Origin of the sequence: Streptomyces rectiviolaceus, from assembly GCF_039533825.1 — a bacterium.
In the GTDB taxonomy this organism is placed as follows: Bacteria; Actinomycetota; Actinomycetes; order Streptomycetales; family Streptomycetaceae; genus Streptomyces; species Streptomyces rectiviolaceus.
This window is the reverse complement of record NZ_BAAAUG010000066.1, coordinates 22,949-35,462: the sequence shown is the minus strand read 5'-3', so window position 1 is coordinate 35,462 and position 12,514 is coordinate 22,949. Positions and strand designations below refer to the sequence as shown.

General features: G+C 69.7%; 12 protein-coding genes and 3 tRNA genes. 7 read left to right on the top strand and 8 right to left on the bottom strand.

All coding sequences use genetic code 11. The features are described from left to right. Positions 1 to 341 precede the first annotated feature (341 nt). Entirely contained in the window at positions 342 to 1,835 is a 1,494-nt protein-coding gene (locus ABD378_RS19490; RefSeq protein ID WP_344522195.1) for a N,N-dimethylformamidase beta subunit family domain-containing protein, read from the top strand. Between the two features lie 97 nt (positions 1,836 to 1,932). Next, positions 1,933 to 2,829: a phosphoribosylaminoimidazolesuccinocarboxamide synthase gene (locus ABD378_RS19485; RefSeq protein ID WP_344522194.1), complete on the top strand. Its 897-nt coding sequence runs from the start codon at positions 1,933 to 1,935 to the stop codon at positions 2,827 to 2,829. Between the two features lie 52 nt (positions 2,830 to 2,881). On the opposite strand, the gene ABD378_RS19480 is transcribed toward ABD378_RS19485, so the two are convergent. The 8 genes from ABD378_RS19480 to ABD378_RS19445 form a co-directional block, all read right to left on the bottom strand. Then, positions 2,882 to 2,957 (bottom strand) — tRNA-Gly (locus ABD378_RS19480). Between the two features lie 23 nt (positions 2,958 to 2,980). Next, on the bottom strand, positions 2,981 to 3,589 hold the full coding sequence (locus tag ABD378_RS19475) for a response regulator (protein ID WP_344522193.1): 609 nt from the start codon (positions 3,587 to 3,589) through the stop codon (positions 2,981 to 2,983). Next, positions 3,586 to 4,878 carry a sensor histidine kinase gene (locus ABD378_RS19470; protein ID WP_344522192.1) on the bottom strand — a complete coding sequence of 431 codons (1,293 nt, stop codon included), beginning with the start codon at positions 4,876 to 4,878 and terminating at the stop codon, positions 3,586 to 3,588. The genes ABD378_RS19475 and ABD378_RS19470 overlap by 4 nt, the downstream gene beginning before the upstream one ends. Positions 4,879 to 4,892: 14 nt before the next feature. Continuing rightward, positions 4,893 to 5,687 carry an ABC transporter permease gene (locus ABD378_RS19465; protein ID WP_344522191.1) on the bottom strand — a complete coding sequence of 265 codons (795 nt, stop codon included), beginning with the start codon at positions 5,685 to 5,687 and terminating at the stop codon, positions 4,893 to 4,895. After that, positions 5,684 to 6,682, bottom strand: coding sequence for an ABC transporter ATP-binding protein (locus tag ABD378_RS19460; protein ID WP_344522190.1), 999 nt, complete (start codon positions 6,680 to 6,682; stop codon positions 5,684 to 5,686). The genes ABD378_RS19465 and ABD378_RS19460 overlap by 4 nt, the downstream gene beginning before the upstream one ends. Positions 6,683 to 6,816: 134 nt before the next feature. After that, positions 6,817 to 6,892, bottom strand: a tRNA-Gly gene (locus ABD378_RS19455). Positions 6,893 to 6,971: 79 nt separating this feature from the next. Then, positions 6,972 to 7,043, bottom strand: a tRNA-Gly gene (locus ABD378_RS19450). A 157-nt stretch (positions 7,044 to 7,200) separates the two neighbouring features. Next, positions 7,201 to 7,518: a histone-like nucleoid-structuring protein Lsr2 gene (locus ABD378_RS19445; protein WP_344522189.1), complete on the bottom strand. Its 318-nt coding sequence runs from the start codon at positions 7,516 to 7,518 to the stop codon at positions 7,201 to 7,203. A gap of 344 nt (positions 7,519 to 7,862) precedes the next feature. Between ABD378_RS19445 and purS the strand changes: the two genes are divergently transcribed. From purS to ABD378_RS19420, 5 genes are all read left to right on the top strand, one after another. Beyond that, a complete protein-coding gene (purS, locus tag ABD378_RS19440; RefSeq protein WP_135332092.1) occupies positions 7,863 to 8,114 on the top strand; it encodes a phosphoribosylformylglycinamidine synthase subunit PurS in 252 nt (83 codons plus the stop codon). Beyond that, positions 8,111 to 8,791, top strand: coding sequence for a phosphoribosylformylglycinamidine synthase subunit PurQ (gene purQ, locus ABD378_RS19435; protein WP_344522188.1), 681 nt, complete (start codon positions 8,111 to 8,113; stop codon positions 8,789 to 8,791). Before purS ends, purQ begins: the two co-directional genes overlap by 4 nt. Beyond that, positions 8,788 to 11,037, top strand: a complete 2,250-nt coding sequence (gene purL / locus ABD378_RS19430; RefSeq protein WP_344522187.1) for a phosphoribosylformylglycinamidine synthase subunit PurL — start codon at positions 8,788 to 8,790, stop codon at positions 11,035 to 11,037. The genes purQ and purL overlap by 4 nt, the downstream gene beginning before the upstream one ends. A gap of 109 nt (positions 11,038 to 11,146) precedes the next feature. Then, the gene (locus ABD378_RS19425; protein WP_344522186.1) at positions 11,147 to 11,647 is read left to right on the top strand and encodes an ArsR/SmtB family transcription factor; all 501 of its coding nucleotides are present in this window, start codon (positions 11,147 to 11,149) and stop codon (positions 11,645 to 11,647) included. A gap of 29 nt (positions 11,648 to 11,676) precedes the next feature. Further along, positions 11,677 to 12,513 carry a M23 family metallopeptidase gene (locus tag ABD378_RS19420; RefSeq protein ID WP_344522185.1) on the top strand — a complete coding sequence of 279 codons (837 nt, stop codon included), beginning with the start codon at positions 11,677 to 11,679 and terminating at the stop codon, positions 12,511 to 12,513. The last annotated feature ends 1 nt before the right edge of the window (position 12,514 follow it).

Sequence of the window (12,514 nt, the reverse complement as noted above, 5' to 3'; positions counted from 1 at the left end):
ACCGAGCCCCACGCCCAGCCCGCGCCCGCCCCCGGACCCCCACTCCCCGGAACGCTCCCTTCCGTTCTCGTCGATTAGCGACGAACGGTGACGGAGTGCGTGCGTAATGTGATGTGCTGGGATCGACCGCCGGTCCGGACATGCCAGCAGTGGCACCACACGGGCAGAGCACCGCACCACAGGGACAACGCAGCAACTCGCACCGCAACACACGGGCAACGCACCGCCACACACGGACAACACAGCAACTCGCACCGCACAGCAATTCGCACCGCACAGCAATTCGCACCGCACAGCGCAGCGCAGAGCACTCGGGGGAGCAGCGAGGGAGGGGTACGCACATGGGGTCGGAGCAGATCCGCAGGTGGGAATCGGGCGCACTGGCGCACGCCGTGACCGACCCCTTCGGACAGGGGCCCCTGCCCTGGCTCCGAGGCGCCGAGCACTACTTCGACGACACGGGCCAGGTCGTCCCCTGGTACGTCGACCACGCCCCGGCCCCCGGCGCGCGGAACATCCCCGCACCCCGCAACCGCACCCGTACGAACGGCCCCCGCACCGCCGACGACGTGCACGGCCAGATCAAGGGCTTCGCCTCCACCGGCGCCGCGGCCCCCGGCGAGGCGATCGACTTCCACGTGACGGTGGACCCGCCCCAGCAGTTCAGCGTCGACATCTACCGCATCGGGCACTACGCCGGCGACGGCGCCAGCAAGATCACCACGAGCCCGCGCCTCTCCGGCATCGTCCAGCCGCCCCCGCTCGCCGCCGACCGCACGGTCTCCTGCCACCACTGGTGGCTCTCCTGGCGTCTGCAGATCCCGAGTTACTGGAACATCGGGGCGTACGTGGCGGTCCTCACCACGGTCGACGGCTACCGCTCGCACGTCCCGTTCACGGTCCGCGACGACCAGCGGGCCGACCTGCTCCTGCTCCTGCCTGACATCACCTGGCAGGCCTACAACCTCTACCCCGAGGACGGCCGCACGGGCGCCAGCCTCTACCACGCGTGGGACGAGAAGGGCCGCCTCCTGGGCGAGAGCGAGGCCGCCCACACGGTCTCCTTCGACCGTCCGTACGCGGGCGCGGGCCTGCCCCTGCACGTCGGCCACGCCTACGACTTCATCCGCTGGGCCGAGCGGTACGGCTACGACCTCGCGTACGCCGACACCCGCGACCTGCACGCGGGCCGCATCGATCCGACCCGCTACCGAGGCCTGGTCTTCCCGGGCCACGACGAGTACTGGTCGACGAACATGCGCCGCACCACCGAGCAGGCCCGCGAGCACGGCACCTCCCTCGTCTTCCTCTCCGCCAACACCATGTACTGGCAGGTGGAGTTGGGCCCTTCCCCGTCCGGCGTGGAAGACCGCCTGCTGACCTGCCGCAAGCGGGGCGGCCCCGGCAGGCCGGCCCTCTGGCGGGAGCAGGACAAGGCCGAACAGCAGCTCCTGGGCATCCAGTACGCGGGCCGGGTCCCCGAGCCCGCCCCCCTCGTCGTGCGCAACGCCGACCACTGGCTGTGGGAGGCGACCGGCGCCCACGAAGGCGACGAGATCGAGGGCCTGGTCGCGGGCGAGGCCGACCGCTATTTCCCGCGCACCGCGCTCCCGGAGCACCAGGGCCGCATCCTCCTCGCCCACTCCCCGTACGAGGACTCCGAGGGCGTCACACGCCACCAGGAGTCGTCCCTCTACCGCGCCCCGTCCGGCGCCCTGGTCTTCGCGTCGGGCACCTTCGCCTGGTCCCCGGCGCTCGACCGCCCGGGCCATGTGGACACCCGCGTCCAGCGCGCCACGGCCAATCTCCTGGACCGCATCTGCAAGCGGGACTGAGGACGGTCCACCCGCCGCTCGAGGCAACCCCTGGCCAAAAGCTGCCGCCCCATGCGGGAGAATCAGCAGCATTCAGTCAGAACCACGGGGAGGAACCGTGTCCGGATTCGTAGAAAAGCCCGAGCCTCTTCAGGTGCCGGGCCTGGTGCATGTGCACACCGGCAAGGTGCGCGACCTGTACCAGAACGAGGCGGGCGACCTCGTGATGGTCGCGAGCGACCGCATGTCCGCCTACGACTGGGTGCTGCCCACGGAGATCCCTGACAAGGGCAGGGTCCTCACGCAGCTCTCCCTGTGGTGGTTCGACCAGCTCGCCGACCTCGTCCCGAACCACGTCATCTCCACCGACGTCCCGCCCGGCGCCCCCGCCGACTGGGAGGGCCGCACCACGGTCTGCAAGTCCCTGGCGATGGTCCCGGTCGAGTGCGTCGCCCGCGGCTATCTGACGGGCTCGGGCCTGGTCGAGTACAACGACTCGCGCACCGTCTGCGGCCTCGCGCTGCCCGACGGCCTCAGCGACGGCTCGGAGCTGCCCGCGCCGATCTTCACGCCCGCCACGAAGGCGGAGGTCGGCGAGCACGACGAGAACGTGAGTTACGAGGAAGTGGCCCGCCAGGTGGGCGCGGAGACGGCGGCCCAGCTCCGCCAGGCGACCCTCGCGGTCTACGGCCGGGCCCGTGACATCGCCCGCGACCGTGGCGTGATCCTCGCCGACACGAAGTTCGAGTTCGGCTTCGAGGGAGAGACGCTGGTCATCGCGGACGAGGTTCTGACCCCGGACTCGTCCCGCTTCTGGCCCGCGGACAGCTGGCAGCCGGGCCGCGCCCAGCCGTCGTTCGACAAGCAGTTCGTCCGCGACTGGCTGACCTCGCCGGCCTCCGGCTGGGACCGCAGGAGCGAGCAGCCGCCGCCCCCGCTCCCGCAGGACGTGGTGGACGCCACGCGCGCCAAGTACATCGAGGCGTACGAGCGTCTGACCGGCACCGCTTGGTAGCCGCAGGGACACGAAAAACCCCCGGGCCGAAAGGCACCGGGGGTTTTTCATGTGGAGCGGACGACCAGGTTCGAACTGGCGACCTCAACCTTGGCAAGGTTGCGCTCTACCAACTGAGCTACGTCCGCGCTGCGCCGAAGCGCGACGCCAACTATACCCAACCTCGCTCGCGTGCGAGACGCACCGCGGCATGACGATTCTCCGCCCCGGTCTTCGTGACGGCCGACGAGAGGTAGTTGCGGACGGTCCCCTGGGACAGCGCGGCCCGCTCGGCGATCTCCGCGACGGGCGCCCCGTCGGCGGCCAGTTCGAGCACCTCGGCCTCGCGAGCGGTCAGCGGCGAGTCCCCCGCGGAGATCGCGTCGGCGGCCAACTCCGGGTCCACATAGCGGTTACCTGCGTGAACGGTGCGGATGATCTCGGCGAGGCGCTGCGCGCTGACGGTCTTGGGCACGAAGCCGCGTACCCCCACCGCGAGCGCCCGTTTGAGATGCCCCGGTCTGCCATGACTCGTCACGATCATGGTGCGGCAGTGCGGCAGTTCGTCCCGCAGCGATGTGGCGACACTCACACCGTCGGCGCCCGGCATCTCCAGGTCGAGCACGGCCACATCGGGCCGGTGGGCCCGCGCCATGGCGAGTGCCTCGGGGCCCGACGCGGCCTCGGCGACCACGACGAGATCGTCCTCGAGCGCGAGGAGCGCGGCGAGTGCGCCGCGGATGAGGTGCTCGTCATCGGCGAGCAGCACGCGCAGGCTCATGGCGCGACCCTTTCGGCTTCTTCATGGCGGTCCTGCCGGGGGGCGTCCTGCTGGGGGCCGTCCTGCCGGGGGCGGGCCGGCGGCACCTCCGCGGCGAGGCGGAACCGCCCGTTCCCGGACGCGAAGTCCAACGTCCCGCCCACCGCGGCGAGCCGCTCCTGAAGCCCGGCGAGGCCGGACCCCGCAGGGCCCTGCGGCATGACCTCGGGCACACCGTCGTTCTCGACGACCAGCGTCGTACGGTCAGCAGTGATCGCCAGAGTGATGTCGCACCGCTGCGGATCCCCGTGCCGCAGCACATTGGTGGTCGCCTCGCGCACGACCCACCCCAGAGCGGACTGCACGGCAACCGGCAGCCCCGCCGACGACCCGCTCACCCGGCAGTCGATCCCCGCCGCCTCAAGGACGCCTTGCGCACCGGCGAGTTCGACCGCGAGATCGGCCTCCCGATATCCCCGGACCACTTCCCGCACCTCCCGCTGCGACTCCTGCGCGATCCGCTGCACCTCGACCATCTGGTCGACCGCTTCGGGCCGCCCCCGCCTCGCCAGTTGCACGGCCAGCTCGCTCTTCAGGGCGATGACCGCGAGGTTGCGCCCCATCACGTCGTGCAGGTCCCGCCCGAACCGCAGCCGCTCCTCGGCGACAGCGAGCCGCGCCTCGACCTCGCGGGCGCGGTCGGCCTCCCACATCACGGAGAGCGTCCAGGCGCCGCAGCGCGAGGACAGCAGGGAGACCAGGGTGCCGAAGGCGATCACCAGAGCCGTGCCCACGAGCCGCCCGTCGCGGACGCCGACCGCGGCGAACCCGGCCACTGTCGCGGTGCCGATCACGGCGAACCGGATGAAGAAGGCGCGGATCGGTACGGCGAAGGCCAGCGACTGTCCGTAGGGCATCACCGCGAACATCGTGGCGAGGACGAGCGTCTCATCCTTGCCCCCGTCCACGGCCTGCAGGGCGAGCACGAGGCCCAGCACCATGACCATGAGCACGAACGACACGGCGAGGTCGCGGCGCGGTGGCTCCGCGCGTTTCAGGAAGTGATCGAGGGAGCGGCGCAGCGTGCGGTTGACGTGGACGCACTGCAGGACGGCCACCCCGATCAGCGTGCAGCCGAGGATCAGCGGGAGGGTCTCGTACCGCAGGCTCAGGCCCAACGGCACCGCGCCCCAGCTGAGGAAGAAGATCCAGGGCATGACGTGCCACATGGCCATGCTCTGGAACTCGACCTTCTCGATCTTGCTCCGCTCATGCCAGCCGCGCTGCAGCCCCCGGAATCGGCCGACCACCGCCTCACCCCTTCTCAACGCCGCGGTTCCCAGCGGAACCAACGTCGTACAGCAAACACCGAGACCACGGTCCAAGCCACTGCGGTGGCGAGGGCGCCCAGGGTCTCGGCCCCGGAGAGTTCCCCGGTCCAGCCGCCGCGCACCAGTGTGATCACCGGGCTCAGCGGAAGCAGCTCGCAGACCGAGGCGAGCTTGTCGGGCATGACCTCGAAGGGGACGAAGAGGCCCGAGCCGAACATCGACGCGAACGTCAGGGGCATGGCCATGACCTGCGCCGACTCCACGGACCTGCTGAAACTGGCGGTGACCGCGCCGAGGGCGCTGAACATCACCAGGCCGAGGAGTACGCCGATCACGGCGAGATGGGGTGCGCTGGGTGCCCCCGCGTCGAGCAGCGCGGCACAGCCGATCGCGAGGACGACACACTGCGTCAGGCCGATGGCGACCGAGGGCAGCGCGGCCCCGGCAAGGATCTCCGGGTCCCGCAGCTCACCGGTGCGCAGCCGTTTCAGCACGAGCTCCTCGCGGCGGGCGGCGAAGACGGTGGTCAGCGCGGAGTAGACGGCGAAGAGCAGGGAGAAGCCGATGGCCCCGGGCACCACAACGGCCCCGATCGAGAGACCGTTGCCCTTCAGGTCCATGCTGTCCGCGACCTGGCGCAGGCTGAACGGCATCGCGAGCGGCACGAAGAGCGCAGCGAACAACGTTCCCTTGGTACGCCCGAGCAGTGTCAGCTCGGCCCGCGCGAGCGCCCGCATCCGCCCCGCGGGCGTCGTCGTCGTGGTCCTGGTCATCGTCGCCGTACTCATGCCACCGTCTCCTTCTGCCCCGCACCAGCCACACCAGCCGCACTAGTCACACCAGCCGCACCCGCGGCCCCCTCGGCACCCTCGGCCTCCCGAGCGATGCGCAGGAACGCCTCCTCCAGCGAAGCCGCCCGCACGTCGAGCCGTCCGAGTTCGACGTTCGCGTCCCGCGCCCACAGCAGCAGCCCCGTGGCCGCCCGCTGCAACTCGTGCGTCCGCAGCCGGACGCGCCTGCCGACCACCTCGTGCTCGCTCACCCCGAGCTCGCCGAGCGGCGGCAGATCCCCGACGAAGTACCCGGCGGGCAGTTCGAAGGAGACCTGCGACGGCTGTGCGGCGACCACGTCGGCGACCCGGCCCTCGGCCGCGATCCGCCCTTCGTGCAGGATCGCGAGCCGGTCGGCGAGGCTCTCGGCCTCTTCGAGGTAGTGCGTGGTGAGCAGGACGGTCGTGCCGTTGTCGCGCAGGTTCCGCACCAACTCCCAGGTCTCGCGGCGCCCTTCGGCATCGAGCCCGGTCGTCGGTTCGTCGAGGAACAGCACCTCGGGCTGCCCGATGAGCGCCGTCGCGAGATCGAGCCGCCGCTTCTCACCCCCGGACAGCTGCTTCACACGTACGCCGGACCGCTTGCCGAGCCCCACGATGTCCAGGGCCTCCGCGGCGGGACGTGCACCGCTGGTGCACGCCGCCCACATCCGTACGGTCTCCGCGACCGTCAGCTCGGAGGGAAAGCCGCCCTCCTGGAGCATCACACCGATCCGGTGGCGCACGGCCCCGCGCTCGGTGTACGGATCGTGCCCGAGCACCCGCACCCGCCCCCCGGCGGGTGCGGCGAGCCCTTCGAGGAGTTCGACGGTGGAGGTCTTGCCCGCGCCATTGGTCCCGAGCAGCGCGAAGAGCTCGCCTCGTCCGACGGAGAACGAGACTCCCCGGACCGCCTCGAAACCGCCCCCGTACACGCGCCGCAGATCGGTCACGTCGATCACTTGGTCAGTCATGAGAAGAGCGTCCCCCGGCCGCGTGCGCCGGAGCAGTGCGCGCTGTCACCGGCTCGCATGACAAATGTCAGAAGGGGGCGGCGGGGGAGAGACATGAAGAAGGCCCCGGTCGCGATGACCGGGGCCTTCTTCTCTGGAGCGAACGACGAGGTTCGAACTCGCGACCTCAACCTTGGCAAGGTTGCGCTCTACCAACTGAGCTACGTTCGCATTGCCTCCGACCAGCTCTCACTGATCGGCGCGAGCACCAGCCTACCGCACTCGAAAGAGTGCCTGATCGGCGATGCAGAGCGGGTGACAGGAATTGCACACTGCGCCTTCCCCCTGGAAGGGGGATGTTCTACTACTGAACTACACCCGCAAGACTCCGTGAGGTTCGGGCCCTTCGGCCTTGCCCCTCGGCGTGCTCCAGACTTTAGCCGACCGGCGGGGGTGCAGGTCAAGTCGGTTGCCGAGGGGCCTCCCTGGCCGGCTGTCGGCCCAGGTCAGTCGGCCGCCGGTCGGCCGCCAGTTGGTCGTCAGTTGGCCGCCTCGAAGGCCTCGTAGACCTTCTTGGGGATGCGGCCGCGCGGCGGCACGTCCATCTGGTGCGAGCGGGCCCAGGCGCGGACGGCTGCCGGGTTCGCGGCCACCGTCGTGTGCTTGAAGGCCTTGCCGGACTTCGACTGCTTGCGGGCGGCGTCGAGGTACGGGGCAAGCGCCTTGCGCAGTTTCTTGGCATTGGTTTGATTGAGGTCGATCTCGTACGACTTGCCGTCAAGACCGAAGGCAATCGTCTCCGCCGCATCCCCGCCGTCGATGTCGTCAGAGAGAGTGACTACGACACGCTGCGCCACGAATATCGGTCCCTTCGTGCGGCTCTACCGCGTTGACGTGCGGTGATGCCGACTGTCCGGCTGTTATGGGCACTGTTATGTGCAAAGCATCGGCTAATGCCTTTTCCTTTGTACAGTGCCTGGCATTGCATTGTGAAGCCCGACTAAATCCGCCCGCGTGTCCGGACGCAATGGCGATGCGTGATCTTTTCCGGGATTTTTCGCGAAGGTGCCCTGTTCGATACGTGAGTAGGGGCAGGAACGTGACCGTCCTCACGTAGGTTTCTACGAATCTACGCGAGTAGAATTTTTGTACGGGTAGTCTGAAGGGACCGCTCAGCCAGCACCACACACCGGGAGTGCCAGTGGCACGCGTCGTAGTCGACGTCATGCTCAAGCCGGAGATCCTCGACCCCCAGGGCCAGGCGGTGCAGCGTGCACTGCCGCGCCTCGGATTCAAGGGGATCGCCGACGTACGTCAGGGAAAGCGCTTCGAACTCGAGGTGGACGGGCCCGTCGATGACGCAGCCCTCGCCCGTATCCACGAGATGGCGGAAACCTTCCTCGCCAACACCGTGATCGAGGACTTCTTCGTAAAGGTGGAGGAAGAGAAGTGACTGCTCGAATCGGAGTCGTCACTTTCCCCGGAACCCTCGACGACCGCGACACCCAGCGCGCCGTGCGCGTCGCCGGTGCCGAAGCCGTGCCGCTCTGGCACCGGGACAAGGACCTGAAGCAGGTCGACGCCGTGGTGCTTCCCGGCGGATTCTCGTACGGCGACTATCTCCGCGCCGGGGCCATCTCGCGTTTCTCGCCGGTGATGGAGTCCGTCATCGAGCAGGCGAAGGCCGGAATGCCGGTTCTCGGTATCTGCAACGGCTTCCAGGTGCTCACCGAGTCGCACCTGCTGCCGGGCGCGATGCTGCGCAACAACCACCTGCACTTCATCTGCCGCGAGCAGAAGCTGCGGGTGGAGACGGACCGGACCGCCTGGACCGCCGACTACACGGCAGGACAGGAGATCCAGATCCCGCTCAAGAACATCGACGGCCAGTACACGGCCGACGAGCGGACCCTGGACATGCTGGAGGCCGAGGGGCGCGTCGCCTTCCGGTATCTGGACGGCAACCCCAACGGCTCGCTCCGTGACATCGCCGGCATCACCAACGAGGCGGGCAATGTCGTCGGCCTCATGCCGCACCCCGAGCACGCCGTGGAGCCGCTGGTCGGGACCGGCCGCACCGACGGCCTCGGATTCTTCACCTCGATCCTGAAGAAGCTGGTCAACGCATGACTCTGGACACCGTCAAGCACGCAGCCGAGACTCCCGACGTCAAGCTGCCCTGGGCCGAACTGGGCCTGAAGGAAGACGAGTACGCGCGCGTACGCGAGATCCTGGGCCGCCGCCCGACCGGCGCCGAGCTCGCCATGTACTCCGTCATGTGGTCCGAGCACTGCTCGTACAAGAGCAGCAAGGTGCACCTGCGCCAGTTCGGCGAGAAGGCCCCCGACAACGACGCCATGCTCGTCGGCATCGGCGAGAACGCCGGAGTCGTCGACGTCGGCAACGGCTACGCGGTCACCTTCAAGGTCGAGTCGCACAACCATCCCTCGTACGTCGAGCCCTACCAGGGCGCGGCCACCGGTGTCGGCGGCATCGTCCGCGACATCATCGCCATGGGCGCACGCCCGGTCGCGGTCGTGGACCCGCTGCGGATGGGCGCCGCCGACCACCCCGACACCAAGCGCGTCCTGCCGGGCGTCGTCGCGGGCATCGGCGGCTACGGCAACTGCCTGGGCCTGCCCAACATCGGTGGCGAGCTCGTCTTCGACGCCTGCTACCAGGGCAACCCGCTGGTCAACGCCGGTGCCATCGGCGTCATGCGGCACGAGGACATCCACCTGGCGAAGGCGTCCGGCCCCGGCAACAAGGTCATCTTGTACGGGGCCCGCACGGGCGGCGACGGCATCGGCGGCGCCTCGATCCTGGCCTCCGAGACCTTCGACGACACGAAGCCGTCGAAGCGTCCGGCCGTGCAGGTCGGCGACCCCTTCCAGGAGAAGCTCCTCATCGAGTGCACCCTGGAGGCCTTCGCCGAGAAGCTGGTCGTCGGCATCCAGGACCTGGGTGCGGCCGGTCTCTCCTGTGCGACCTCCGAGCTGGCCTCCAACGGCTCCGGCGGTATGCGCGTCGAGCTGGACGACGTACCGCTTCGCGACTCCACGCTCACTCCCGAGGAGATCCTCATGAGTGAGTCGCAGGAGCGCATGTGCGCGGTCGTCGAGCCGGAGAAGGTCGAGCGCTTCCTCGCGATCTGCGAGAAGTGGGACGTCATCGCCACCGTCGTCGGTGAAGTGACCGACGGCGACCGGCTTGAGATCTTCTGGCACGGCGAGAAGATCGTCGACCTCGACCCGCGCACCGTCGCCCACGACGGCCCGGTCTACGAGCGTCCCTACGCCCGCCCGTCCTGGCAGGACGCCCTCCAGGCGGACGACGCCAACAAGCTGGCGCGCCCGGCGAGTTCGCAGGAGCTGCGCGACCAGGTGCTCGCGGTCGTCGCCTCGCCGAACCAGGCCTCCAAGGCGTGGGTGACGGATCAGTACGACCGTTTCGTGCAGGGCAACACGGTGCTCGCGCAGCCCGAGGACTCCGGCATGGTCCGCATCGACGAGGAGACCGGCCTCGGTGTCGCCCTCGCCAATGACGGCAACGGCCGTTACTCGAAGCTCGACCCGTACGCCGGCGCGCAGCTGGCCCTGTCGGAGGCGTACCGCAACGTCGCCGCGACGGGCGCACGGCCGCTCGCCGTCTCGGACTGCCTGAACTTCGGTTCGCCCGAGGACCCGGACGTCATGTGGCAGTTCGCCGAGACCACCCGTGGCCTCGCGGACGCCTGCCAGATCCTGGGCACCCCGGTGACCGGCGGCAACGTATCGCTCTACAACCAGACGGGCGAGGCGGCGATCCACCCGACGCCGGTCGTGTCCGTCCTCGGTGTGATCGACGACGTCGCGCGCCGCACGCCGATCGCCTTCGCCGAAGAGGGCCAGCTGCTGTACCTGCTCGGGGACACCTCCGAGGAGTTCGGCGGCTCGGCCTGGTCGCAGGTCGTCCACGACCACCTCGGCGGGCTTCCCCCGAAGGTCGACCTGGAGCGCGAGCGGCTGCTCGCCGAGATCCTGATCTCGGGGTCGCGCGACGGCATGATCGACGCCGCGCACGACCTCTCCGACGGTGGCCTCGCGCAGGCCGTCGCCGAGTCCTGCCTCCGTGGCGGGAAGGGCGCGCGCCTCGTCGTCCCGGACGGCCTTGACGCGTTCACGCTCCTGTTCAGCGAGTCGGCGGGCCGGGCGGTCGTGTCCGTCCCCCGCTCCGAGGAGCTGCGCTTCACCGACATGTGCGGGGCGCGGGGCCTTCCCGCGACGCGCATCGGTGTGGTCGACGGTGACGCGGTGGAACTCCAGGGCGAGTTCACGATTCCGCTGGCCGAGATCCGCGAGGCGCACGAGGGGACCTTGCCGGGGCTCTTCGCCTGATCCGTTCTCCTGTCGTTGCCCCTGTCCGGACCTGGTGGTCCGGGCGGGGGCTTCGTCGTTGGCCGATCAACCGTTGCAGGGAATTACGTAATTACGTAAGTTCGGTGTCATGGATCTGGAAGAGCGCGTCGCGGAACTTGAGCGGCGCATGGCCGAGCTGGAGAGCGCCGGGCCCACCGCGCCCGCCGTGGGCGAGGGAGACTTCTGGGCTCTGGAGGCGCTGAAGGCCCGGCTGCCCGAAGCTCAGGTCCCGGACGGCGCCGTCGTGTTCACCGGAGCGGTGCGCGTGCCGACGGGCGAGCGGTACGAGTGGCAGTACGGCCACACCACCGAGCAGCTCCTCGGCGACGACTGGTCCGAGGCCGCCGAGTCCTTCGCCGCGCTCGGGCACCCCGTGCGGCTGCGGCTGCTGCGGGAGATCCTCGGCGGCCGGCGCACCGCCGCCGAGCTCACCGAACTGGACGAGACCGGAACCACCGGCCAGATCTACCACCACCTGCGTCAACTGACCGGCGCGGGCTGGCTGCACACCACGGGGCGCGGCCGCCACGAGGTCCCTGCGGGACGCGTCGTCCCGCTGCTCGTGGTGCTTTCCGCCTCGCGGCCCTGAAACGACCGCCGACCACTGGGGGAACCACCATGTCTGTACGTCAGCGCAAATTCGCCGTCCGGCTTCAGTACCTGCTGGTGCTGTGCGTCGTCGGCGATGTGATCGCCGGGTTCTTCGTGGACCTGCCGTACCCGTACTGGGTGGGCTGGATTGCGATCGTCGGGGTGATCGTGATCGCCCTCGCGCGGCGCGGTTCCGTCAGCAGGGAGATAGCGGCCGCGCCTCCGGCCGCCCGGGAGATCGCCCCGCCCGTCACCGGCCGCTGGTCCGCCCTGAACAGCCCCGCCGACAAGGTGCCGAGCCACGGCACGCACGGCTACGGGCAGACCTACGCGATCGACATCGTGGCCGAGCCGGAGGGCAAGGAGCGTCCCGCCTTCGCCTGGTCCTGGCCCATCGCGCGGGGCAACGAGGCCTTCCCCGCCTTCGGGGCCCCGCTGCTCGCCGTCGCCGACGCCACCGTCGTACACGCGGAGGACGGACAGCGCGACCACCTCAGCCGCAACTCCCTCGTCGCGCTCGTCTACTTGATGATCGTCGAGGCCATCGTGCGGACGCTCGGCGGGGCCCGCCGCATCGTCGGCAACCACATCGTGCTCGACCTCGGTGAGGGGACGTACGCCATGTACGCGCATGTCCAGCGGGGCTCGCTCGGCGTACGCGCCGGGGACAAGGTCCGGGCAGGGCAGACCATGGCCCGCTGCGGGAACTCCGGCAACTCCACCGAACCCCATGTGCACTTCCAGCTGATGGACGGTCCTGACCTGGACACCGCGCGGGGTGTGCCGTTCCGCTGGCGGGGCGTCGGGGTGCCCGCGGGCGGCGAGACGTTCACGGTGGGGGAAGAGGCCGTCCCGGTAGCGTGAC